A 24,868-nucleotide genomic window follows, 5' to 3' on the forward strand; every position below is an offset into this window, starting at 1 on the left:
CAACTGGGCGGGGTGGATGATTCGCCGTTGGGCGCATTCGTCCCGTTTCCGGGATGGATATATCAAAGAGGAGGTTTGGGGATGGATTACAAGATCAAAAAAGTGGCAGTGATCGGGGCAGGCGTCATGGGATCCGGCATTGCGGCCCATTTGGCCAATGTTGGTATTCCTTCCTATTTGCTTGACATCGTTCCGAAAGAACTGACCGAGGAAGAAACACGCAGGGGTTTGGCTCTGGATGACCCGCTCGTCCGCAATCGTTTTGCGATTCGCGGCAAAGAACAGCTGCTGAAGTCTAAGCCGGCTTTGTTGTACGTGCCCGAGAATGCGGATCTGATTACACCAGGCAACGTCGAAGATCACTTTAACGTCTTGTCGGAGGTGGATTGGATCATTGAAGTGGTTGTCGAGAACCTGGCAGTCAAACAGCAGTTGTTCGAGAAGATCGAGCAGGTCTGGAAACCGGGCATCCTTGTATCTTCCAATACTTCCGGGGTGTCGATCAACCGGATGTCGGAAGGCCGCAGTTCGGAATTCCGTCAACACTTCCTTGGCACTCACTTCTTTAATCCTGTGCGCTACATGAAACTGCTTGAAGTAATTCCATGCAGCGAGACCAAACCGGAACTGGTCAATTTCATGGTGGACTTTGGGCAGCGTGTCCTTGGCAAAGGAGTAGTGGTCTGCAAAGACACCGTGAACTTCATTGCCAACCGAATTGGTACTTACGGCTTGATGGTTACCGTTCAGGAAATGGTGAAGAACGGACTTTCTATTGACGATATCGATGCCATTACAGGGCCTGCCATGGGACGACCCAAGTCCGCAACCTTCCGAACGCTCGATATTGTGGGACTTGATACATTCGTACACGTTGCCAACAACGTATATGACAACGTAACCGACCCGCAGGAGAAAGAAACTTTTGTGGTGCCCCAATTCATGAAGGAAATGGTGCAGCGGGGGTGGCTTGGCGAGAAGACCAAGCAGGGCTTCTACAAAAAAGAAGGCAAGGACATTCTGGTCCTCGACTATAATACCCTTGAATACCGTCCCAAGGAAAAGCCGAAGTTCTCTTCCCTGGAAACGGCCAAGATGCAAGGCAGCACCCGCGACAAGCTGCGATCTCTTGTTTACGGTCAAGATGCGGCAAGCTTGTTTGCCTGGGGTGTTTTGAAACGTGTATTGCTTTATACTGCTGAGCGTGTTGAGGAAATTGCGGGAGATATCGTCAGCATCGACAATGCCATGAAGTGGGGCTTCAACTGGCAGCAGGGTCCGTTTGAGACTTGGGATGCGATCGGTCTGGAAAAGTCCGTTTCCCGCATGAAGGAAGAAGGGGAGGCCATCCCGGCCTGGGTGGAAGAAATGATTGCTTCCGGCAGGACTTCCTTCTACGCCAAAGACAGTGGAGTCAAATCCTTCTATACAATGAAGGGGGAGTATAAAGGAATTGAACAGAAGAAAGAAATCATCGATCTGAAAGCCCTTAAAGAGCAGGGAAAGGTCATTAAGTCCAACTCTGGGGCATCGCTGATCGACATTGGTGATGGAATCGCATGCCTTGAATTCCATTCGCCCAATCAGGCGATTGGCACGGACATCACAATGATGATTAACCAGGCATGTGATGAAGTCTCCCAAAACTGGCGCGGACTGGTGATTGGCAACCAGGCCAAGAACTTCTGCGTCGGGGCCAACCTGATGATGCTCCTGATGGAGATCCAGGACGAGAACTGGGATGACGTCAATTGGACAGTCAAGCAGTTCCAGGACACCCTGATGAAGCTGAAATATCTTGACAAGCCGGTTGTTGCGGCTCCGCATACAATGACCCTGGGCGGTGGCATTGAAGTGTGTTTCCCGGCTGACCGAATTCAGGCGGCTGCGGAAAGCTACATCGGCCTTGTGGAAGTCGGTGTCGGCTTGCTCCCGGGTGGCGGCGGCAACAAAGAACTGCTGATCCGCAACATTGAAGCGGTACAGGATCAGAAGGACGTGGATCTGCAGCCTTTTGTCAACAAGACATTTGAAACGATTGCCATGGCGAAGGTGTCCACTTCCGGTCCGGAGGCGAAGAAACTTGGACATCTGCGTCGTGAAGACGGAATCACCGTCAACAATGACTATCTCATCCATGATGCGAAACAAGTGGCACTGGCGTTGGCAGATGCCGGGTATAAGGCTCCCAGAAAGAAGAAAATCCGAGTGGTTGGGGAACCGGGATATGCTGTGATGAAACTTGGAGCGTGGACGATGAGAGAGTCGGGATACATTTCCGATCACGATTTGAAGATTGCGGACAAAATCGCGTTCGTCCTGGCGGGTGGCCGTGTTCCGGCAAATACCTGGGTAACGGAAGAGTACCTGCTGGATCTGGAGCGGGAAGCGTTCCTGAGCCTTTGCGGAGAACCGAAGTCTCAGGAAAGAATGCAGTACATGCTGTCCAAAGGCAAGCCTTTGCGTAACTAAGGGGAGGGGATACGGGATGAAAGAAGCTGTGATTGTTGCGGGTGTCCGCACTGCAGTCGGCAAAGCCCCCAAAGGATCTCTCCGGCAAGTTCGTCCGGAAGATCTCGGAGGGATTGTGATAGAAGAACTGGTACGCAGAACTCCCGGTCTGGATCCGGCTGAGATCGAGGACGTGATCATCGGCTGTGCAATGCCTGAGGGTGAACAGGGAACCAACCTGGCCCGGATCGTGGCGCAGCGCGCGGGTCTGCCAAACGAAGTTTCCGGCATGACCGTGAACCGTTTCTGCTCTTCCGGTTTGCAAACCATAGCACTGGCGGCCCAGCAAATCATGATTGGGCAGGCGGAAGTACTGATTGCAGGCGGAGTCGAGAGCATGAGCCATGTACCGATGACCGGTTATAAATTGTCCCCCAACCCGTGGCTGGCTGAACACAAACCGGAAATCTACATTTCCATGGGCCATACTGCGGAACGGGTAGCCCAACGCTTTAACGTGACCCGTGAAGACCAGGACGCATTTGCCGTTCGTTCGCACCAGCGGGCAGCTGCAGCCATCAAGGATGGAAAATTCAAGGATGAAATCGTGCCTGTGAAGGTGCAAAACAAATCCTTTGAAGACGGCAAGGTGAAGGTGCAGGAGTTTACTTTTGACACAGACGAAGGAGTCCGTCCGGAAACCACCATGGAAATTCTCGCGAAATTGAGACCCGCGTTCCACGTTAAGGGTTCTGTTACAGCGGGGAACTCCTCCCAGACATCGGACGGCGCAGCTGCAGTCATGGTAATGTCTGCTGACAAAGCAGCATCACTGGGGCTCAAACCTCTGGCTGTATTCCGTTCGTTTGCGGTGGGCGGAGTGGACCCCGACATCATGGGGGTGGGCCCGGTAGTGGCCATTCCAAAGGCATTGAAGATGGCGGGAATCTCCAAAGACGATGTCGATTTGTTTGAAATCAATGAAGCGTTTGCGTCTCAGGCAGTTTATGTAACGCGGCACCTGGAACTTGACATGGAGAAGGTCAACGTCAACGGCGGTGCGATTGCATTGGGACATCCACTGGGATGTACCGGATCCAAGCTGACAGTTCAATTGCTGAACGAGCTGCGTCGCCGCAACGGCAAGTACGGTGTGGTGTCCATGTGTATCGGTGGCGGCATGGGTGCTGCAGGTGTATTCGAATTAGTTTAAGGGGGAGGAATTATCAATGACAACGAAAGACAAGGTTAAAGGCGGAAGCTTCATCATTGAGCAAATCGATGCAAGTGACGTATTTACACCGGAAGATTTCAATGACGAGCAGAAAATGATTGCCAAGACAACGGTTGATTTTGTGGAAGGGGAAGTGGCTCCTCATCGCGAACAACTGGAAAAGCTCGATATTGATCTGACTGTAAAACTCTTGAAGAAAGCAGGAGAATTGGGGCTGCTTGGTGCAGATGTACCGGAAGAATACGATGGTCTTGGGCTTGACAAGATTTCTTCCAGCTTGATTACGGAGAACTTCACCCGTGGCGGATCTTTTGCACTGTCTCACGGTGCTCACGTCGGTATCGGTTCTTTGCCGATCGTATACTTCGGTTCCAAAGAACAGAAAGCAAAGTATCTGCCCAAACTTGCGACGGGTGAATGGCTTGCAGCTTATGCCTTGACTGAACCAGGATCAGGTTCGGATGCTCTTGGAGCCAAGACCACAGCGAAGCTGTCTGAAGACGGCAAGCACTGGATTCTGAACGGTACCAAGCAATTCATCACCAATGCCGGCTTTGCTGATGTATTCGTCGTATATGCAAAGATCGACGGTGAGAAGTTCTCCGCGTTTATCGTTGAGCGAAACTTCCCGGGCGTATCTGTAGGTCCGGAAGAGAAGAAGATGGGGATCAAAGCTTCTTCCACCCGTCCTTTGATTCTTGAAGACGCGCAAGTTCCGGTTGAAAACCTGCTTGGCGAAGAAGGTCGCGGTCATGTAATCGCCTTTAACATTCTGAACATTGGCCGCTACAAACTGGGAAATGGCTGTGTCGGTTCATCCAAGCATGCAATTGAACTGTCTGCACAATATGCCAACGAGCGGAAACAATTCGGCCGTCCGATTTCCTCCTTCCCCCTGATTGGTGCCAAATTGGCAGAAATGAACATCAAGACTTATGTGCTTGAGTCTTTGATTTACCGGATCGGCGGACTTTATGAGCAAACTTTTGCCGACTTTGCAGATCCGGATGATCGCGGACGAACGGCTGCAAAACTGATTGAAGAGTACGCTATCGAAGCATCCATTGCAAAAGTTTTCGGTTCGGAAGTATTTGACTATGTGGTTGATGAGGGCGTGCAGATACACGGCGGATACGGATTCATTCAGGAATATCCGATTGAGCAGATGTACCGGGACTCCCGCATTAACCGGATTTTCGAAGGTACCAACGAAATCAACCGTCTGTTGATCCCGGGAACCCTCTTGCGGAAAGCGATGAAGGGCGACATTCCTTTGATGCAGGCTGCCATGAAGCTGCAATCCGAGTTGATGGGAATGGCACCGGCAATATCTGACGGATCTCCGCTTGGTGATGAGCAACTGCTGTTGGATCAGGCGCGCAAAGCGTTCTTGATGGTTGGAGGACTCGCAGTTCAGAAATACCAGCAGAATATTGACAAAGAACAAGAAATTCTTGCCAATCTGGCGGATATCATGATTGAAATCTATGCGATGGAATCTGCTATCCTGCGTACCAAGAAGGCACTTGCCAAAGATGTGGACAAAGCGCAACTGAAGGTAGCCATGACCAAGGCCTATGTCAACGATGCATTTGCACGCCTTGAAGCAATTGGCCGCGAAACCTTGGCCGCGATGGAAGAAGGCGACATGCTCCGTACCCAATTGTCCATCTTCAAGAAGCTTACCCGCTTCAACCCGGCCAATACGGTGGCTCTGAAGCGCGAGATTGCCGCAAAAGTGATAGAAGCTGCAAAATATGTCTGCTAATCCGGCAGGAATAAAATAAAGCACGACGAAAAATAAGGTACTGACAATAGTCAGTGCCTTATTTCTTCTGGTTGAGGGTGACATCATGCTGGTGCTGTTGGGTGTATCGGGAGTTCTGACGCTTCTCTCGATGGTGATGGCAATTCAAACCATTCGTGCGGAAACGAAGGACTGGAGCAACAAACTTTGGATTGTCCTCTCCTGTATGACTGTTGTCGTTACAATCGGAGTCGGATACGTGGCAATGACAATAGACGAAACGGAACAAGCCCATTACGATTCTTATGAACAGTCTGAGGGGAAAGAAAGCACACAGGCTGCTTCTGTTAAAAAAGAGACCGTGCCCATAAGCAACGTGCCCATAAGTAATGAGACGGTCATGCCTGCAAGCAATGTGAAGACCACAGTTGCAAGCCAAGAAAGTCCACGCAGCCAAGCGGAAAGCAATAGCCTGGACTATCTGGTGGAGATTTTGGAAGCATTGAAGAAGGGACAACCGATACCGGAACAATACCTAGACATGCTTTCTGTCGAAGATCGGCAAAAGGCGGAAAACATTCGTTGAACATCTTCACGAAGATAACTTAGTGTAAACCGTAGGGCTGTGCTCTCAAGTAGATATGTCTACTTTAACCTAAATCGCCAGAAGTCTCCATCTTCTAATGGTGGAGATGAATGGCAAATTGTTTTGTGGTAAACTACCAAGTAGTACATGCTGAAAGTGAGAGAGTATATACAACCAAGTTACCATATCTTGTTGCAGGAATGGAATCATGACCGAGGTCATGTTCACATTCTATTCAAGGCTCATCCCAATACAGAAATATCCAAAATTTATCAACGCCTATAAAAGTGCTTCCTCACGTCTCGTCAAAAAAGAATTTCCGGTCATTCGAAAGTCTCTTTGGAAGGAATACTTTTGGTCGAGAAGTTATTGCTTGCTTTCGACGGAGGTGCCCCCGTTGAAATTGTCAAAAAGTACATTGAAACACAAGGTGAACGAATCTGATTTTAGGATGGATTCCGTATTGCATTTTGAAATCAGACCGACAGCGGAACAAGAAAAACAACTGTTCCACACCTTCGATCTGTGCCGCAAACTATACAACTATGCACTGGATCAACGGATTCGTTCCTACAAAGAAACTGGAAAAGGACTTACCTACCGGGACCAGCAGAACATGCTACCGGCATTCAAAGAGGCTAATCCCGAATATAAAGCGGTACAATCGCAAGTGCTGCAAGATGTATTACGGAGGTTAGACCGTGCATTTGTCAATTTTTTTGAGAAACGTGCAGGATACCCCCGATTTAAAGATAAACTTCGCTTTCGCTCAATCACCATCCCACAAAGTGATGTGAGAAGAAACTTTGGTAAGGAAGGATACATCTACATCCCCAAGATTGGCCACATCAAACTGAATGCCCACCAAGCCTTTGACCCCTCAAAAGTGAAAATCATCAATGTCAAGTTCCAAAATGGCAAGTGGTATACAAATCTCACTGTCGAAACTGACAGCAAACCACCTGTATCCGACATCCAGCTTGCTGTAGGAATTGATATGGGCCTGTTTCAGATTGCTGTGACCTCTGATGGCGAACAGTATGAGAATCCCAGATGGATAACCAAGAGCGAGAAACGCCTAAAGAAATTGCAGCGCAGACTTAGCCAAAAACACAAAGGGAGCCAGAATCGTCAAAAAGCAAAGCACCAATTGCAAAAACTGCATGACCATATCAGCAATCAACGAAAAGATTATTTGCACAAAATCAGCCACCGATTGGTTCAAAAATACGTTCTGATTTGCATCGAGGATCTGCAAGTAAAAGGGATGATGAAAAATCATCGGCTTGCCAAGTCCATCGCTAATGCAAGTTGGAATCGGTTAGCAAATTATTTGGAATACAAATCCCGAAGATTCGGAAAAACGCTGGTCAAAGTGAATCCGAAAAATACTTCTCAAAAATGTTCAAATTGCAGACAAATCGTAAAGAAAAATCTGTCTGAGCGAATTCATCAATGTCCTTATTGTCATGTTGTACTGGATCGGGATCTCAATGCTGCCATCAATATCCTGCAAGCAGGACTCAACATGATCGCCTAGAAAACCTGGTTCCCAGTATTCGTAGGTGTGGTTCACGCCGAAGTCACGCTTGTGGAGATCGTGTAAGTCCTGTACTTGCAGGCAGTGGTCGTTGAAGCAAGAAGCTCCCGCCTCTAAGCGACAGCGTAGGCGGTGAGTAGTTCACGAGACAGTCCTTTCGTCGTTGTTACATAAACAAAACGGAGGCAAACAGCCCAAGGGCATAAGCCATGCCGAACAATAACTGCAGCAAAACCGTCAGACCCAATACCAGATTGATCTCCAACGGGGTTTGGCTTGTCCATGCCCTGCGGATTACCCTGACGGCTATAGGAAGAGTCAGCAAAGGAAGCAAGGCCAGCAAGGGAATCACGCCAAACAGAACCAGAATAGCCTGTATCGCATAGGCTGCTGCGAGAAGTCCGGCCAATGTCAGCTTGGCATTGTTCTCCGTCAGCAAATTGGCTAAAGTGATCTTCCCGACGGAAGGATCCTGTTCCCTGTCGCGCAGGTTGTTGGTGTGCAGGATCGCGGCAGCGAGAAGACCTGCCGGGATTGAGCCGAGAAGAACGCTCCAGCGGATCGTGCCCACCTGTACAAAGTAAGTGGCCAGCACCAGCAGAGGGCCCATCGCCAAAAAGACGGCAGGTTCCCCGAACCCCCTGTAGGCAAGGGGAAACGGTCCTCCGCTGTAGCAATAGCCGAGAATGAAACCGGCCAGCCCGAACCATAAAACTCCGCTCCCTACTTTAGTCACCAAATAAAGTCCTGGCAGGAGAGCCAGCAAAAAGCAGATCAGGCCGGCCATATACACTTGCTTTGGAGTAAGCAGTCCTCTTTGGATCGCATTGCCTGTAACAAATTCGCCCCTGTCGGCTCCTGACAGGTCATCATAATAATCGTTGAGCAGATGGGTTCCCGCCTGCAACAGCATACTGCCAAGCAATGCAAGGAGAAACGGTACGCTTTGAAAAGCCCGATCTATCACAGCAAATGCTCCACCCAACATGACTGGGATCAGACCCGCAGTCAAGGATGGAAAACGAATCGCCTGAAACCATATCTGAAACAGATTGCTCTGCCGGTTATCCAATCCATGACATCCTTTCCAATCACACTTAATCCAATAATACTATGGACAACCTTCTCATACAATTCTATCAGTATGAATATGAGGAGGTTGTCCATTGGCAGAATCAAGTTTCTTGTTTGCCGTATTGGCCGCGTTATCTTGGGGTATCGCGCCGTTGTTTGAAAAATGGGGAGTGCTTCACACATCTCCCTACTTTACCCTTCTGGTGCAATCCCTTGTTGTGTCGGTCGCCTTGCTGGCAGTTGGACTCGAATCCGGTCAGTTCCAGCAAGTTTTTTCATTAAATAAACAATCCTGGTTATTTTTGGCGATTGCCGGTCTGTTAAGCGGTTTGTTGGCACAAATGTTTTATTTCAAAGCACTGCAGCATGGTGAAATCAGCCGGTTGATTCCATTGATCAGTTCCCTGCAGGTTGTGATTGCCACCGTCAGCGCATCCTTTGTTTGGGGGGAAACCATGAACGGGATGAAAGTACTCGGGACCCTCCTTATAATCTTGGGGATATACTTTATAAGATAATTTTACAAAAAATAGAAAATATAATTACTAGCAAAAGTATAAATTTTTGTACAAATATAGATTTATGAGATTTGATTAGTATGGTTGCGATAATTAAATCTAATATCTAACAACAACGAAAAATAGGAGGTGATTGTTTGTTTCTGATCATGTAGTATGATTTCTAGGATTATTCAGACTTTGGGAGTTTATTTTTTTCAAAAAGAAAGGGGTAGTCGACTTGAAGAAAAAGCTTATTGCGGTGACAGCCATTATGACCCTGGCATTCGGTGCGCTGGCAGGATGCGGCGGAAACAAACCGGCCGCGACCAGCAATAATGCGGGGGGAGCTTCCGGCGGTGAAACGATTAAAATCGGCGCCAACCTCGAATTGACGGGAGACGTGGCGTCCTACGGAACATCTGCCCGCGACGGCGCGAAACTGGCGATTGAAGAAATTAACAATGCCGGTGGGGTGCTCGGGAAAAAGCTTGAACTGGTTGAAGCGGACAACGCTTCGAAGAATGAAGAGTCAATCCGCGCAGCGCAAAAACTTCTCTCCGAGAAAGTGGTTGCCATTGTGGGCGCTGCAACATCCGGCAACTCGGTAGCAATGATTCCGGCGGTTACAGAGAAAAAAGTGCCGTTCATTTCTCCTTCGGGAACGGCTGAAAAAGTCACAGTTGACGAAAGAAGCGGCAAGCTCAACGAATTTGCTTTCCGTGCAAGCTTCATTGACCCGTTCCAGGGAACTGTGGCGGCAAAGTTTGCTATCAATGATTTGAAAGCAAAGACCGCTGCCATCTATACCGACAGTTCCAACGACTACTCAAAAGGTCTCGCCAAGTCCTTTAAGGAACAGTTTACGAAACTGGGTGGGCAGGTTGTAGCCGAAGAAAACTACCAGAAAAGGGATACCGATTTTAAAGCGGTCCTGACACGCATCAAGGACAAGAAACCGGATGTTATCTACGTTCCGGGCTATTATGAAGAAGTCGGCAAAATCATCAAGCAGGGCCGTGAGGCGGGCATTACCGTTCCGTTCCTGGGCGGTGACGGTTGGGACAGCGCAGAACTGGCAAAGATTGCCGGCAACGACAATCTGAAAAACACATTCTTCACGAACCACTATGCGGCTGACGACAAGACTCCCGAAGTGCAAGCGTTTGTTGAGGCATTCAAGAAAAAGTACAACAAAACCCCGGACGGATTTGCGATTCTCGGTTATGATTCAGTTAAACTGATCGCGGAAGCAATCAAGAAAGCAAACAGCACGGACGGAACCAAGATCAAAGATGCTTTGGCATCCATTAAAGACTACAAAGCGGCTTCCGGTGTCATCAGCTATGACGAGAAACACAATCCGGTCAAATCTGCAGTTATTATCGAAATGAAGGACGGCAAACAAACTTTCAAAACAAAGGTCAATCCTTAATCACAAGGAGGGGGATCCTGGGTCCCCCTTTTATTCTTAAATGGGGGAGAGGTGTAATCCCGTATGGACTACGTTATTCAGCAGATCATCAACGGAATTTCAGTCGGAAGCATCTATGCACTGATTGCACTAGGGTATACGATGGTATATGGGATTATCAAGCTGATCAACTTTGCGCACGGCGACGTGTTTATGGTGGGGGCATTTGTTGGTTTATTCTCGGTACAGGCACTTGAAGCGCAGGGAATGCAAAGCAAAATCGCAATCTTTCTGATTGCTTTGCTGGTTTCGATGATTGCAAGTGCCCTTCTGGGCATCGTGATTGAAAGAACTGCATACAAACCTCTGCGTAACGCTTCCCGTATTGCTGTTCTGATTACCGCTATCGGGGTTTCTTTCATGCTTGAATACTTGATGGTATATTTTCTCGGACCACAGGTCAAAGGGTTTCCCGAAATTATTGAGAAGACACAGTATACGATTTTCGGGGTTCAGATTGATTCGAACCAGATCATGATTCTTTTGGTGACAGTCGCACTGATGGTCATTTTGCAGTTCGTTGTCCACCGTACCAAAATCGGCAAAGCGATGCGGGCGGTGTCCTTTGATCAGGAAGCGGCCCGTTTGATGGGAATCAATGTGGATACTACAATTTCAGCGACTTTTGCAGTAGGGTCCGCGCTCGCGGCAGCAGGTGGAGTCATTTTCGGAATGACGTACAGCTCGGTTGATCCCTTTATGGGAATTATTCCGGGACTCAAAGCATTTGTCGCAGCAGTTCTCGGAGGAATCGGGATCATTCCGGGCGCTTTTGTCGGAGGTTTGCTGCTTGGAGTAATCGAGACGGGTGTTTCATCCGTTGGGTATTCAATGTGGCGGGATGGAGTTGCATTTGCCATTCTGATCGGGATCCTGATTTTTAAACCGTCGGGCCTCTTTGGCAAGAATGTTCGCGAGAAAGTGTAGGTGACAACGGATGCGCTTGCAAAACAAAAGTTTCTGGACCGGAATCGTTATTAGTGTTTTGATCTACGCGGCATGCCAGTTGCTGATTGAGACCGGGGTGCTGGACGACCAGACCAAAACAACACTCATCCTCATCTGCATTAATATTATTCTTGGGGTATCGCTGAATCTGATTAACGGCATAACCGGGCAGTTCTCGATTGGCCACGCAGGCTTCATGTCCATTGGCGCCTATCTGTCTGCCATTTTGACGCTCGACTTTGATTTGCCATTTGTAGTGGCTCTGATACTTGGCGGATTGGCCGCAGCTGCAGCAGGCATGATCATAGGAATTCCGTCTTTGCGTCTGAAAGGCGATTATCTTGCGATTGCAACGCTTGGCTTTGGAGAAATCATCCGGATTATTTGGATCAATACCGATTACGTAGGCGGCGCCGCCGGTTTGAGCGGCATCCCGAATGAAACCAACTGGACCTGGGTGTTTGTTTGGACTTTGATTACCGTCGTGGTGATCAATAACTTTGTCAATTCCACCCATGGCAGGGCTTGCATTTCCGTTCGAGAGAACGAGATAGCGGCAGAGGCAATGGGTATCAATACAACCATGTATAAAGTGATGGCGTTTGTTATCGGAGCGTTTTTTGCGGGTGTGGCAGGCGGTTTGTCGGCGCATATGTTCTATATCCTGACTCCGCAGAGCTTCAATTTCCTCAAATCGTTTGAAATTCTTGTCATAGTGGTTTTGGGAGGCCTTGGAAGCACATCCGGTTCCATTGTGGGTGCCATTGTCTTGACTCTACTTTATACATGGCTTCAGGAGTGGCCGGAGATCCGGATGCTTGTTTATTCGGGATTGCTGGTCCTGATCATGATTTTCCGTCCGCAAGGACTGCTGGGAACACGCGAAATAACCTTCAACTTTCTGAAGAAAAGAGGGGTACAAGATGGCACAACAAACATTCCTTCTTGATGTACAGAACGCCAGCCGTACCTTTGGAGGATTAAAAGCTGTTTCCGACGTTTCCATGCAGATCCGCAAAGGGGAATTGGTTGGGCTCATTGGACCCAACGGTGCCGGAAAAACCACTTTGTTCAATCTTTTGACGGGTGTATACGAGCCATCGGAAGGGCGAATTCTTTTGAACGGTGTGTCTGTGGGCGGCAGCAAACCCTATCAGATCACGCAAAAAGGTGCAGCCCGCACGTTCCAGAATATTCGATTGTTTGGCAACCTGTCAGTTTTGGACAATGTAAAAATCGCGTATCACCAGCATTCCAAGCATTCGGTGTTCTCTTCCGTATTGAGGCTTCCGTCTCATTTCAGGGGTGAGGCGGAGATGACAGAAAAAGCCGTCGAGTTTCTGAAGATCTTTAAATTGGACGGGAAAAAGGATGAACTTGCCAAAAATTTGCCCTATGGGGAACAACGCCGGCTGGAGATCGCCCGCGCTTTGGCGGCCCGTCCGCAACTGCTCCTGCTTGATGAACCGGCTGCAGGCATGAACCCGCAAGAAACACATGATCTGATGAATCTTATTCAGTGGATTCGACAGGAGTTTGATCTGACAATTTTGTTAATCGAGCATGACATGTCGCTTGTAATGGGTGTCTGTGAAAGAATCTATGTGCTGGATCGGGGAATGTTGATTGCCGAGGGTACACCGAATGAGATCAAGAACAATCCGAAAGTCATTGAAGCATATCTGGGACAGGAGGCGTAGATAAGGTGCTGAAGGTGGACAACATCAACGTCTATTATGGTGCGATTCACGCACTGAAAGGGATCAGCCTGACTGTCGAAGCTGGGGAGATTGTTTCTTTGATCGGGGCAAACGGAGCGGGCAAGTCAACTCTGTTGAAAACACTTTCCGGTTTGTTGAAGCCAAGGACTGGCAACATCGAGTTTCTGGGGAAATCGATTGCCGGCAACAAAGCGCAGGAGATTGTCAAACTGGGATTGATCCATTGTCCTGAAGGCCGACGTGTATTCGCCAACATGTCGGTGGAGGAAAATCTCGAACTGGGTGCTTACTTGCGCAAAGACACCGAAATCAAAACCGACCTGGCGAAAGTGTATCAACGTTTTCCCCGCTTGCAGGAACGCCGCAAACAGCAGGCCGGGACCCTGTCGGGCGGCGAGCAGCAAATGCTGGCCATCGGCCGGGCATTAATGGCTCGTCCAAAGCTTCTGTTGCTTGACGAACCTTCAATGGGCCTCGCACCCTTGTTGGTGCAAGAGATCTTTAGTATCATTCAGGAGATTAACCAATCGGGCACAACTGTTCTGCTGGTTGAGCAAAATGCGAACCAGGCTCTGAAGATTGCACACCGGGCTTATGTATTGGAAACAGGAAAGATAGTCCTGTCAGGAAACGCAATTGAATTGGCGGAGTCGGAAGAAGTGAAGAAGGCCTATTTGGGAGCCTGACTCGAATTCACTTTTGCATAATAGAATAGAGAGTTGTCGAGAGGAGAGTTCAGCTTGAGAAAAGGTTTAGGTTTGCTGCTGTCCGGAACATTGGCATTTGCATTGGCGGCATGCGGTTCAAATACAGGCGGTCAGCCTGCAGCGAAAACATCCAACGGCGGATCGACCGCCAAGCAGGAAAAGACGATTTCGTTAGGCCTTACCCAATTCGTGGAACACCCGGCCCTTGATTCTGTTCGGAAAGGAATTGTTGACGGTCTGGCGGAAGCGGGTTATCAGGATGGAAAGAATCTGGTGATTGACTATCAAAACGCGCATGGTGATATGAGCAATACCGTATCCATCGCTCAAAAATTTGCTTCCGACAAGAAAGACATAGTGGTAGCAATTGCGACCCCTTCCGCTCAGGCGGCAGCGAAAACGATTCAGGACAAACCAGTGGTTTTCAGCGCCGTAACGGATCCCGTCTCGGCGCAACTGGTAGGATCATTGGACAAACCCGACAAGAATGTGACAGGAACTTCCGATAAACTGTCCATGGACAAACAGTTGGAATTGATCCAAAAATTTCTCCCTTCCCTCAAAAAGCTGGGAATTATTTATACCACCTCCGAGGTGAATTCGGAGGTGCAGGTGAAAGAAATGGAAGAAGCGGCCCGCAAAAAAGGGATCGAGGTATTCAAAGCGGGCATCACCAGTTCAAATGAGGTTCAACTGGCGGCGCAAACCCTGGTCGACAAAGCGCAGGCCATTTTCATTCCAATAGACAATACTGTGGTAGCCTCGGTGGAAGGGGTATTGACTCCGGCACAGAAGGCCAAGATTCCGGTATTTGCTTCGGACATTGATACTGTCAAGCGTGGAGCTGTTGCAACCTACGGAATCGACTATTACAAGGTGGGCAAGCAAACGGGTGAAATGGTGGCCCGGATCCTGAAAGGCCAAAAAGTTGCCGATACGCCCGTGGAAGTGACCAGGGAAGTAAACCTGACGATTCATGAGAAAGCGGCAGCCGCATTTGGTCTGACACTTTCCGACGAATTAAAAAACCAGGCAAAAGAAATCCTCAAGTGATATCCGAATAAAGTTTTCAATAACCCAAAAATCAAACGGGCGTGGTATGATACTACTATTACAAGTAAATAAAGGGGGTCCTTCACATGTTTTCCAGCAAAAAAAACAAAATGATTTCTTTGGCATTCACTTCTGCTTTAGCGCTTTTAACCTTCACAGCGTGCGGGCAAAAAGGCGCCTCTACCCAACCGGCTCCGGCCTCATCCGGCCAGCCGGAGAAACAAGTCAAAATCGGAATCGTTCAGATCGTTGAACATCCGGCATTGGACGCAGCCCGCAACGGTTTCATCGAACAAATGGCCAAAAACGGTTTTGTGGAAGGGAAGAATGTGGTTTACGACAAGCAAAGCGCTCAAGGAAACATGGATACAGCCATCTCGATTGCCCAGAAATTCCAGGGTGACAAGGTGGACCTGGTGTTGGCGATTGCCACTCCGACAGCACAGGCTGCAGCACAAACATTGAAAGACACTCCGATTCTGTTTACGGCGGTAACGGACCCTGTTGTGGCGGGTCTGGTGAAAACCATGGAGAAGCCGGGCGGCAACGTAACCGGTACTACCGATATGAATCCGGTGGAGGAGCAGCTTCAGCTGCTGAAAGAATTGAAGGCGGGAGCCAAGACTGTTGGCGTGATTTACAGTTCAGGCGAAGCGAACTCCAAGGTACAGGTCGATCTGGCAAAGGCCGCTTCCCAGAAACTGGGCTTGACGATTGTTGAGAAGGCAATCACAACTGCGACTGAGGTGAAGCAGGCGGCCGAGTCCATGGTGGGCAAGGTTGATGCGATTTATGTGCCGACTGACAACACGGTCGTGTCTTCCATATCCGCCGTACTTGCCGTTGCCGAAGCGAACAAAATTCCTGTGATTGCGGGCGAGGAGAACACCGTAAAAAGCGGAGCCATCGCAACCTATGGCATCGATTATACCAAGCTTGGCCAGCAGACAGCGGACATGGCTGCCAAAGTTCTGAAGGGTCAAGCCAAACCTGCCGATATGCCTGTCGAGAAACAGTCGCAAATGAAACTGGTCATCAACAAAAAGGCCGCTGAGAGGATGGGCGTGACAATTCCCCAATCGCTGCTGGGCCGTGCAAACGAGGTTATTGAGAAGTAGTAAAGGAATGGCGCTGAGTTTTTCCGGGGGAGGACAACATGGGGATTGCAATCAACGGCGCAGTCGAACAGGGACTGTTATTTGCCATCATGGCTTTGGGGGTCTATCTGACCTTTCGAATATTGAATTTCCCGGATCTGACGGTAGACGGAAGCTTTGCCTTGGGAGGAGCTTTGGCCGCAAAGCTCATCATAGACGGTTTCAATCCTTTTCTCGCCACCCTCATTGCGATGGTGGCGGGAGCGGGGGCTGGAGCTTTCACGGGAATCTTAAGCACCAAAGGAAAAATAAACGGTCTGTTGGCCGGAATCTTGACGATGATCGCTCTGTATTCCATAAACCTTCGGATTATGGGGCGGGCGAATCTGCCGCTGTTGCGGGAAGACACACTCTATACGATGATACAGGATCTGCGGCTGCCTGATATCGCGATTGCGGGTATTACATTGTTTACGGGTACAGCGATCGTCTTCCTGGTAGTCGTAGCACTCGTGAAACTGTTGATCGACTGGTTCCTGCATACCGACACGGGTCTGGACGTTCGGGCAACCGGCGACAATCCGACAATGATCCGCTCTTTTGGAGCCAATACCGATACCGCGACAATTATCGGGTTGAGTTTGTCAAACGCGTTGGTGGCGATGTCGGGTGCGCTGGTGGCACAGTACCAAGGTTTCGCGGATGTCGGGATGGGAATCGGCATGATTGTGATCGGTCTTGCCTCGGTGATTGTGGGGGAGGTCCTGTTTGGAAATCCCACAATCGTACGTGCGACAATGGCGGTGATTCTGGGCTCAATCGTTTACCGGCTGGTAATTGCATTCGCGCTGCGCTCCGGGTTGTCTCCCTCGGACATGAAGATGATTACCGCCTTCCTGGTCATCATTGCGCTGACTCTGCCGACAATCATGAAAGGCGCTTGGAAAAAGGGCAGCAAAGCAATGGGGGGGCGATAACGTGCTAAAGATTTCACAAGTTGATAAAGTGTTTAACGCAGGAACAGTCAATGAAAAAATCGCCCTGCAAAACATTAACCTGCACCTGGCTCCGCGTGATTTTGTCACCGTGATCGGCAGTAACGGGGCCGGAAAGTCCACATTGATGAACATTATCTCCGGCGGACTGATTCCGGATCAGGGAACCGTGACGATTGACGGAGTGGACGTTACCAAATTGGGAGAACATCAACGGGCTAAATACATCGGACGCGTATTTCAGGATCCGATGGCGGGAACCGCTCCCAACATGACAATCGAAGAGAATTTGGCGATCGCTTACGCACGCGGACAGCGACGTTCCCTTTCTCTTGGTGTAAACAACCGAAAACGAAAACTGTTTCAAGAGCAGCTGGAGATCCTGGATCAAGGGCTGGAAAACCGTCTGAAGACAAAGGTGGGATTTCTTTCGGGCGGTCAAAGGCAAGCGCTTAGTCTGCTGATGGCCACTTTTACCAAACCGAAAATCCTGCTGCTTGATGAGCATACGGCAGCACTTGACCCGAAGAGGGCTCGACTGATTCTTGAATTGACCAAAAAAGTGGTAGATCAACATCATCTGACCACCCTGATGGTTACCCACAACATGGAGCAGGCGCTCACGCTCGGCAACCGTCTGCTGATGATGCATGAAGGACGGATCGTTCTGGACATAGCACAGGAACAGAAACAGCGAATGACCGTAAAGGATCTTTTGCAAGCCTTTGAAGAAGCACGGGGCGGCGAGGCTTTTGCCGAAGACCGCTATTTCCTGGCATGAATAAGTCACTGTACGAAGTGCGTCAATTGTTGAAACGCTTCAACATTTACATCTATACCGGCAACGAACTGGACGATGCGGTACTGATGGAATTGGAACTGGAAGATCTTTACGAAATGAAGCTGATTGAGGAAGACGAATACTTACATGCGCGCTTGACCCTTAAACAAGCAAATGCAAAACACTGAGTAAAAATGCACCTTGCGAGAGTGACCGTATCATTCTTTGCATGGTGCATTTTGTGCTAAACACCTTCTGTCCAAATTTTCATGGGAAACAGCGCTTCATCCTGATTCATTTCCCTGGCATCTTTGCCTCTCGCCGATGATTCGTGCCATGAATTTCCACCTCCTTCCCCGCTACCAGTATCGCTGATTTCCCGTTTTTCCATTCCCTAATATTGACGGATGCTTGAAAAACCGATTACTATAGTAGCAGAGACCTGAACGAGCGCTCGGTCGAGTTCTGGATTCAGGTGATTGCACAGTACGCCGGTTTTGCCGGGCAGATGAGGAGAGGGAGTTGGAGTGGCCAAGACAAAATCGATCCCTTCACTGGTTAAGGATCCGGAATTGGTGAAGATCCGGCGGGGCCAGATTATCAGAGCCGCTGTCGACTTGTTTGTAGAGAAGGGGTTTCACAAGACAACCACCCGGGAGATTGCCAGGGAAAGCGGGATTGGCATCGGAACCCTGTATGAGTACATTCAATCGAAAGAAGACGTTCTGTATCTGGTCTGTGATTTTATCCACTCCGACGTGGAGCAGAAGCTGGATGAAGAGATGACACACGGGCGGAATGGCCGAGAAACGCTGGTCAATGCCATTCGATACTTCTATCGTGTGATGGACGGGATGCAGGATTATGTCCTGCTGATTTATCAGGAAATGAAGTCACTGCCGGGTGACATGCTTCGATATGTTCTGGCAAAGGAAGAGGAGATTACAAGCAGGTTTGAAAGAATCCTCGAGCGGGGGATCAAAGACGGGTCACTGGTGCTGGAACCGGATTCCGTCAAGCTGATGGCCCATAACATCGTGGTATTGGGACAGATGTGGGCGTTTCGTCGCTGGGTTTTAAGCCGGCACTATACGCTGGATCAATATATCGATCACCAGACTTCATTGATACTGCAGGGGATGCAAGGGTAAGGGAATTATGCCTTGTTTCTACCGGTTGTTTGGTGGATTTCAGGAAAGGGAAGTTGAGGAGGGGACTATGGAAACATTTGTTTATCGCCCAAAACACAAGATCCGTTTTGTAACGGCGTCCAGTTTGTTTGACGGACATGACGCGTCCATCAACATTATGCGCCGGATTCTGCAGGCTTCCGGTGCGGAAGTCATCCATCTCGGCCATAACCGGTCTGTGGAGGAAGTTGTAAACGCAGCCATTCAGGAGGATGTGCAGGGGATAGCCGTCAGTTCCTACCAGGGCGGTCATATGGAGTACTTCAAGTATATGTATGACCTGTTGCAGGAAAAAGGAGCGGGGCATATCCGAATTTTCGGCGGCGGAGGCGGAGTGATTGTTCCCGAGGAGATCCGGGAGCTGGAGACTTACGGTATCACAAAGATCTATTCACCCGATGACGGGCGGCGAATGGGATTGCAGGGCATTATCAATCACATGCTGGAACATACCGATTTTCCGACCGTTCGTGATCTTAAAGATGAAATGCAACAGTTACAGGAGAAAAACTCCCTGGTCATTGCCAGGCTGATCACATTGGCTGAAGATGCAGTCCAGGCAAGAGAAGTTGACAACGCTGCGGATTCTCTGGCAAATGCCAATGTTTCCGAGTCCGCTCCAACAGCTGAGGCGATTCTGTCTGCGGTTAAGGAAAAGGCCGGGAACGTTCCGGTCATCGGTATTACAGGCACCGGAGGAGCGGGAAAATCCTCCTTGACAGATGAACTGGTTCGCCGTTTCCTGAACGACTTTGCGGACAAAACGGTAGCGATTCTGTCGGTAGACCCGTCCAAGCAAAAAACGGGTGGGGCCCTGCTTGGCGACCGCATCCGCATGAACTCGATCCACAACCCCCGTGTGTTCATGCGTTCATTGGCTACCCGCAAATCGAAGTCTGAACTGTCCTCGGCCATCATCGATGCGATCAATGTGGTGAAGGCGGCCGGATTTGACCTGATTATCGTGGAAACCTCGGGAATTGGCCAAGGGGATGCGGGGATCACAGAAGTTGCCGATGTGGCGATGTATGTGATGACTTCGGAGTTTGGCGCTCCTTCCCAACTTGAGAAGATCGACATGCTGGATTATGCGGATCTGATAGCCATCAACAAGTTTGAACGCAAAGGTTCGGAAGACGCGCTGCGTGACGTCAGGAAGCAGTATCAACGCAACCATAACCTGTTTCATGCGAAAGATGAAGAACTGCCTGTTTACGGAACAATCGCCAGTCAATTCAACGATCCGGGAACCAATGTGTTGTACCGTGCACTGATTGACACCATTAACAGGAAGTGCGGCACCGAATGGAAGTCCTCCCTCGAGATCAAAGAAACAAGCAGCAGGAAAAATTACATTGTGCCGCCTGAGCGGACTCTCTATCTGGCTGAAATTGTAAACACCGTCCGCCAATACAAAAAGTTTACGGAAGAACAGGTGGCGATTGCGCGCAAGCTGTTCCAATTGAACGGAGCGAAGGAAACGCTTGCGCAAATCAATACGGACCCGGAACTTCTGAAAGCGCTGAATGAACAGATCAACCACTTCGAAAGCAAACTTCATCCGGAATGCAAACAGATTCTGGAAAATTGGCCTTCCCTTAAGGAAACATACAGGCAGGACGAGTTTGTAACCAAGGTCCGTGACAAGGAAATCCGCACAAAACTGTACACGACCTCTTTATCAGGGTTGCGCATACCTAAGATTGCTTTGCCCGATTTTGCCGATTGGGGAGAAATCTTGAAATGGAGTCTGAAGGAAAACGTCCCGGGCGAGTTCCCTTACACGGCAGGCGTATTCCCATTCAAGCGGGAAGGAGAAGATCCGAAGCGGCAGTTTGCCGGGGAGGGCACTCCCGAACGGACCAACCGCCGTTTCCATTACCTCTCCAAGAACGACCAAGCCAAGCGGTTGTCCACCGCATTTGATTCGGTTACCCTGTATGGCAACGATCCGGACTACCGGCCCGACATCTACGGAAAGATTGGCGAATCAGGGGTATCAATCTGCTCTCTTGACGATATGAAAAAACTCTATGCCGGATTCGATCTTTGTCATCCTTCCACTTCCGTATCCATGACGATTAACGGACCTGCGCCAATCATTCTGGCGATGTATATGAACACCGCCATCGAACAACAGGTGGAAAAGTTTGTCGAGGAAAACGGGCGGCAACCGGATGCGGATGAATACGCAAAGATCAAAGCCTATACACTGTCCAATGTCCGGGGTACGGTGCAGGCCGATATCCTGAAAGAGGATCAGGGACAAAACACCTGCATCTTCTCAACCGAATTTGCTTTGCGAATGATGGGGGACATTCAGCAGTATTTTATCGACAACAAGGTGCGCAATTATTATTCGGTGTCCATTTCGGGCTATCACATCGCGGAAGCGGGCGCCAACCCGATTTCCCAGCTGGCCTTTACCCTGTCCAACGCGTTTACCTATGTGGAATATTACCTGAGCCGGGGTATGCACATCGACGATTTTGCCCCAAATCTGTCGTTCTTCTTCTCCAACGGCATGGATCCGGAATATGCCGTCATGGGGCGGGTGGCGCGCAGAATCTGGGCAACCGTAATCAAGAACAAGTATGGCGGCAACGAGCGTTCACAGAAACTCAAGTATCATATCCAGACCTCCGGTCGTTCCCTGCACGCCCAGGAAATTGATTTTAACGACATACGGACGACTCTGCAGGCGCTGCTTGCCATCTATGACAACTGCAACAGTTTGCATACCAATGCTTATGACGAAGCAATCACCACTCCGACGGAAGAATCGGTCCGCCGTGCCATGGCCATTCAGATGATCATCACCAAGGAATTTGGCTTGGCGAAAAATGAGAATCCGCTGCAGGGGGCGTTCATCATTGAAGAGTTGACCGATCTGGTGGAAGAGGCGGTTCTGGCTGAATTCCAGCGAATCAGCGACCGCGGCGGGGTTCTGGGAGCCATGGAGACCCAGTACCAGCGCGGAAAGATCCAGGAAGAATCGATGTATTACGAGCAGCTGAAACACAGTGGGGAACTGCCGATTATCGGGGTCAATACCTTTGAGAACCCGGCCACCTTGGCGGAAGATTACGAACCGCCAAAGATCGAACTGGCAAGGGCCTCAAAGGAGGAGAAAGAACTGCAGATCGCCAATCTGCGGGAATTCCAGGAGCGCAACAAGGATCGTGCTCCTCAGATGTTAAAGCGCCTGCAGCAGGTGGCTCAGGACGGCGGCAACATCTTCGAAGAACTGATGGAGACAGTGAAGTACTGCTCACTTGGCCAGATTACCCAAGCGCTGTACGAAGTGGGAGGACAATATAGAAGAAATATGTAAGAATGCAGGAAAGTCCGCTTTGGCGGGCTTTTTTCTCTATAAATTGTATGTCTAAGGTGGTCGAGTCTCAATCTATGGCAGGAACGAAACGCTATCACAATCTGGACAACGTTGGGAAAACGGGAAGTTTCCAAGACATGCTCCGCTGGCAAAAGGAAAGGAAATTGAAAAACAAGGACTTTTCGTTTAGGATACCGCAGGCGGAAAATGTAGAGACAGATTTCTTACGGATGAATCGAAGCGCGGGCACCATCACCTGGATTGGTCATTCGACTTTATTGCTGCAGATGTCCGGGTTAAACATTCTGGCAGATCCTGTTTGGGCCAATCGCATGGGATTTGAAAAACGACTGGCTCCTCCCGGGATACATTTGGCTGAATTGCCGGACATAGATGTGGTGCTCATTTCGCATAGTCATTATGATCATTTGCACTTTGCCTCCCTTCGCGGATTAAAAGGGAACCCGTTGCATTTGGTGCCGGAAGGACTTGGTAAGCTGTTCCGCAAAAAGGGTTTTCGGCAGGTGGAAGAACTTTGCTGGTGGGATCAGAAACGAATCGGAGGAGTGGAGTTCCACTTTGTCCCCGCACAACATTGGTCGAGGAGAACTCCTTGGGATACCAACACGTCCCATTGGGGCGGTTGGGTGATCACCTCTGCCGGAAGCACGTTGCATTTTGTCGGAGACAGTGGGTATTTCCGGGGCTTTAAGGAGATCGGGCAACGCTTTGACATTGACTATGTATTGATGCCGATCGGCGCTTACGAACCGGAATGGTTTATGTCGGCGCAGCATGTGACTCCGGAGGAAGCGGTGAAAGCATATTTGGACTTGCGGGCGGATCAGTTTATTCCCATGCACTATGGAGCGTTTCGACTGGCGGATGATACGCCGAAAGAAGCATTGGAGCGCTTACTGGCTGAATGGGACCGCTTGGGTCTGCCGCAATCGAAACTGAAGATACTCAAACATGGGGAGACCTTACGAATTTCCGGCAAAGAGTGAGTTCTGACGATGAAGACCGGATTTCAGCTTTCAAGCTCCAATTCTTTTGACTGGTTGCCTTAAGATGGTTCGCAGTTTGGTTGGTGAAGTCCTACTCGCATTTGAAAGATAAATCTCATGATGGTAGCCATTTTCGGTGAGTTCTTCTGACTCCTGAGATCTTTCATCTTGCGGAGTTTTGATTGTCTTGTAATATTATTACATTCTGGTAAAATTATGTAGCAAAAAAGCCGAGTACTCAACCCGGCATTACTAACATCGGATAGGGGGAATAAAATTTAACTTCTTTCTATTCGACCACTGCCTGCGCAAAGTGTACATGCTCACACGCATAATAGCCGTCCGTTCGTCCCTGGAAATAGCGTTCTTGGATATCGGATGGGCTTAAGTTCTCATGGAGACGGTATCCTAAACTTGCGAGGTCTAATGCCAGCGTTGACGGGTCGAAGGTCGTTTTTATCGGCTCGCCAATTTTTCGTAAATCCTCCCGCATCTCTTGCATATGTGGAGCAGCTTCTTCTGGTTCAAAGTAATCGAAAATAATCGTACTACCTATAGGGGCAATATCGGTAATGGAACGCAGTGTTGCGAACACCTCGTCTTGGGTCAAGTACATGGTGACACCAAGCCAGCTAAAGAAGCTTTTGGTCTGCGGGTCGTACGATAATCCCTTGAGTGCCTCTGCCAGACTTTCTTTCGAGAAGTCCACCGGTATGAAGTGCAGGTTTGGCGGAATTTCCCATCCCAACTCAGCCAGTCGATTACGTTTAAAGGCTTGTGTGGCCGGGTGGTCAACCTCGAACACCTGAAGCTGCCCTAGCAAATCCGGACGACGAAAAGCAAAAGTATCCATCCCTGCCCCGAGTATCACATACTGCTGCATCCCTTGTTTTACAGCCTGTTCAAGGTTGTCCTCCGTATACCGTGAACGGCTAAGGACATTGGGTAACCCCATGGCTTGCAATAAGGACGCTAAGGTAGTCGTTTGGTCGGAGTACGACACAGTACCCTCGGGATCATTAAGCTGGAGAGCCCTAGTAAAACCTTGTTCAATGAGTACACGTCTCTCCTCCGGTATCAAACTATAGGCCAGAAAGTCATCAAAGATTTTGGGTGCATCATTCATGGCATGTAAGGCACGAATGTAGGCGGTCATTATTGCAGTAAGGCTAACTTGGTTTTCTTTCATCATATCCTCCTTTTTAGAGCGTAATCCTCTCAGAAATCCGAAGGGTTAGCATTCTAAAAAGAAGTATATCAAACCTCAAACTAAAATCAACATATAAAAAATTAATAATACCATAAAACAAAATTTTTGTCAAGTATATATTATCTTTCTTGTAGTTGTTCTGTGATATTGTCACCCTGTAACTCGTCTGTGAAAATGTCACCATGGGACAGGAGACGATTACACTGACAACAACAGAATTAA

The 24,868-nt window shown here is 49.2% G+C and carries 21 protein-coding genes and 1 pseudogene; 20 read left to right on the top strand and 2 right to left on the bottom strand.

Annotation, left to right across the window (positions count from 1 at the left end; translation table 11 throughout):
- The first annotated feature begins 81 nt into the window (after positions 1-81).
- The 6 genes and pseudogenes from EFBL_RS02335 (at position 82) to EFBL_RS02360 (ending at position 7,558) form a co-directional block, all read left to right on the top strand.
- Positions 82-2,472 (top strand): 3-hydroxyacyl-CoA dehydrogenase/enoyl-CoA hydratase family protein, encoded by a 2,391-nt coding sequence (locus EFBL_RS02335; RefSeq protein WP_096180536.1) that lies wholly within the window; start codon positions 82-84, stop codon positions 2,470-2,472.
- Between the two features lie 16 nt (positions 2,473-2,488).
- Positions 2,489-3,664: an acetyl-CoA C-acetyltransferase gene (locus tag EFBL_RS02340; RefSeq protein ID WP_096180537.1), complete on the top strand. Its 1,176-nt coding sequence runs from the start codon at positions 2,489-2,491 to the stop codon at positions 3,662-3,664.
- 16 nt (positions 3,665-3,680) lie between these two features.
- Positions 3,681-5,453, top strand: a complete 1,773-nt coding sequence (locus EFBL_RS02345) for an acyl-CoA dehydrogenase FadE (RefSeq protein WP_096180538.1) — start codon at positions 3,681-3,683, stop codon at positions 5,451-5,453.
- 85 nt (positions 5,454-5,538) lie between these two features.
- Positions 5,539-6,018 carry a hypothetical protein gene (locus tag EFBL_RS02350; protein WP_096180539.1) on the top strand — a complete coding sequence of 160 codons (480 nt, stop codon included), beginning with the start codon at positions 5,539-5,541 and terminating at the stop codon, positions 6,016-6,018.
- Positions 6,019-6,186: 168 nt separating this feature from the next.
- Positions 6,187-6,462, top strand: a pseudogene (gene tnpA / locus EFBL_RS02355) (IS200/IS605 family transposase); the annotation flags it as partial.
- Positions 6,407-7,558 carry an RNA-guided endonuclease InsQ/TnpB family protein gene (locus EFBL_RS02360; protein ID WP_501161715.1) on the top strand — a complete coding sequence of 384 codons (1,152 nt, stop codon included), beginning with the start codon at positions 6,407-6,409 and terminating at the stop codon, positions 7,556-7,558. The pseudogene tnpA and the gene EFBL_RS02360, both read left to right, overlap by 56 nt.
- Positions 7,559-7,724: 166 nt before the next feature.
- Here EFBL_RS02360 and menA read toward each other — a convergent pair whose 3' ends face one another.
- Positions 7,725-8,630 (bottom strand): 1,4-dihydroxy-2-naphthoate octaprenyltransferase, encoded by a 906-nt coding sequence (menA, locus tag EFBL_RS02365; RefSeq protein WP_096180541.1) that lies wholly within the window; start codon positions 8,628-8,630, stop codon positions 7,725-7,727.
- A gap of 94 nt (positions 8,631-8,724) precedes the next feature.
- Here menA and EFBL_RS02370 point away from each other — a divergent pair, with 94 nt between their 5' ends.
- From EFBL_RS02370 to EFBL_RS02435, 14 genes are all read left to right on the top strand, one after another.
- Entirely contained in the window at positions 8,725-9,150 is a 426-nt protein-coding gene (locus tag EFBL_RS02370; RefSeq protein WP_096180542.1) for an EamA family transporter, read from the top strand.
- Between the two features lie 253 nt (positions 9,151-9,403).
- Positions 9,404-10,564: an ABC transporter substrate-binding protein gene (locus EFBL_RS02375; protein ID WP_096180557.1), complete on the top strand. Its 1,161-nt coding sequence runs from the start codon at positions 9,404-9,406 to the stop codon at positions 10,562-10,564.
- A gap of 63 nt (positions 10,565-10,627) precedes the next feature.
- Positions 10,628-11,530, top strand: a complete 903-nt coding sequence (locus EFBL_RS02380) for a branched-chain amino acid ABC transporter permease (RefSeq protein ID WP_096180543.1) — start codon at positions 10,628-10,630, stop codon at positions 11,528-11,530.
- A 10-nt stretch (positions 11,531-11,540) separates the two neighbouring features.
- A complete protein-coding gene (locus EFBL_RS02385; RefSeq protein WP_096180544.1) occupies positions 11,541-12,500 on the top strand; it encodes a branched-chain amino acid ABC transporter permease in 960 nt (319 codons plus the stop codon).
- Positions 12,475-13,251 (top strand): ABC transporter ATP-binding protein, encoded by a 777-nt coding sequence (locus EFBL_RS02390; RefSeq protein WP_096180545.1) that lies wholly within the window; start codon positions 12,475-12,477, stop codon positions 13,249-13,251. Before EFBL_RS02385 ends, EFBL_RS02390 begins: the two co-directional genes overlap by 26 nt.
- Before the next feature lie 5 nt (positions 13,252-13,256).
- Complete coding sequence (locus EFBL_RS02395) at positions 13,257-13,958, top strand: ABC transporter ATP-binding protein (protein ID WP_096180546.1); 702 nt, start codon at positions 13,257-13,259, stop codon at positions 13,956-13,958.
- Between the two features lie 54 nt (positions 13,959-14,012).
- Positions 14,013-15,032, top strand: coding sequence for an ABC transporter substrate-binding protein (locus EFBL_RS02400; RefSeq protein ID WP_096180547.1), 1,020 nt, complete (start codon positions 14,013-14,015; stop codon positions 15,030-15,032).
- Positions 15,033-15,118: 86 nt separating this feature from the next.
- Positions 15,119-16,150 (top strand): ABC transporter substrate-binding protein, encoded by a 1,032-nt coding sequence (locus EFBL_RS02405; RefSeq protein WP_096180548.1) that lies wholly within the window; start codon positions 15,119-15,121, stop codon positions 16,148-16,150.
- Positions 16,151-16,188: 38 nt separating this feature from the next.
- The gene (locus tag EFBL_RS02410) at positions 16,189-17,106 is read left to right on the top strand and encodes an ABC transporter permease (protein ID WP_096180549.1); all 918 of its coding nucleotides are present in this window, start codon (positions 16,189-16,191) and stop codon (positions 17,104-17,106) included.
- Between the two features lies 1 nt (position 17,107).
- Positions 17,108-17,905, top strand: coding sequence for an ABC transporter ATP-binding protein (locus tag EFBL_RS02415; protein WP_096180550.1), 798 nt, complete (start codon positions 17,108-17,110; stop codon positions 17,903-17,905).
- On the top strand, positions 17,902-18,093 hold the full coding sequence (locus tag EFBL_RS02420; protein ID WP_096180551.1) for a YqgQ family protein: 192 nt from the start codon (positions 17,902-17,904) through the stop codon (positions 18,091-18,093). The genes EFBL_RS02415 and EFBL_RS02420 overlap by 4 nt, the downstream gene beginning before the upstream one ends.
- 339 nt (positions 18,094-18,432) lie before the next feature.
- Positions 18,433-19,056, top strand: a complete 624-nt coding sequence (locus EFBL_RS02425) for a TetR/AcrR family transcriptional regulator (protein ID WP_096180552.1) — start codon at positions 18,433-18,435, stop codon at positions 19,054-19,056.
- A gap of 67 nt (positions 19,057-19,123) precedes the next feature.
- Positions 19,124-22,429: a fused isobutyryl-CoA mutase/GTPase IcmF gene (gene icmF / locus EFBL_RS02430; protein WP_096180553.1), complete on the top strand. Its 3,306-nt coding sequence runs from the start codon at positions 19,124-19,126 to the stop codon at positions 22,427-22,429.
- Between the two features lie 74 nt (positions 22,430-22,503).
- Complete coding sequence (locus EFBL_RS02435) at positions 22,504-23,436, top strand: MBL fold metallo-hydrolase (RefSeq protein WP_096180554.1); 933 nt, start codon at positions 22,504-22,506, stop codon at positions 23,434-23,436.
- 289 nt (positions 23,437-23,725) lie between these two features.
- On the opposite strand, the gene EFBL_RS02445 is transcribed toward EFBL_RS02435, so the two are convergent.
- On the bottom strand, positions 23,726-24,625 hold the full coding sequence (locus EFBL_RS02445) for a class I SAM-dependent methyltransferase (protein WP_096180555.1): 900 nt from the start codon (positions 24,623-24,625) through the stop codon (positions 23,726-23,728).
- Positions 24,626-24,868: the final 243 nt, after the last annotated feature.

The sequence above is a fragment of the Effusibacillus lacus genome (assembly GCF_002335525.1).
Classification (GTDB): domain Bacteria; phylum Bacillota; class Bacilli; order Tumebacillales; family Effusibacillaceae; genus Effusibacillus; species Effusibacillus lacus.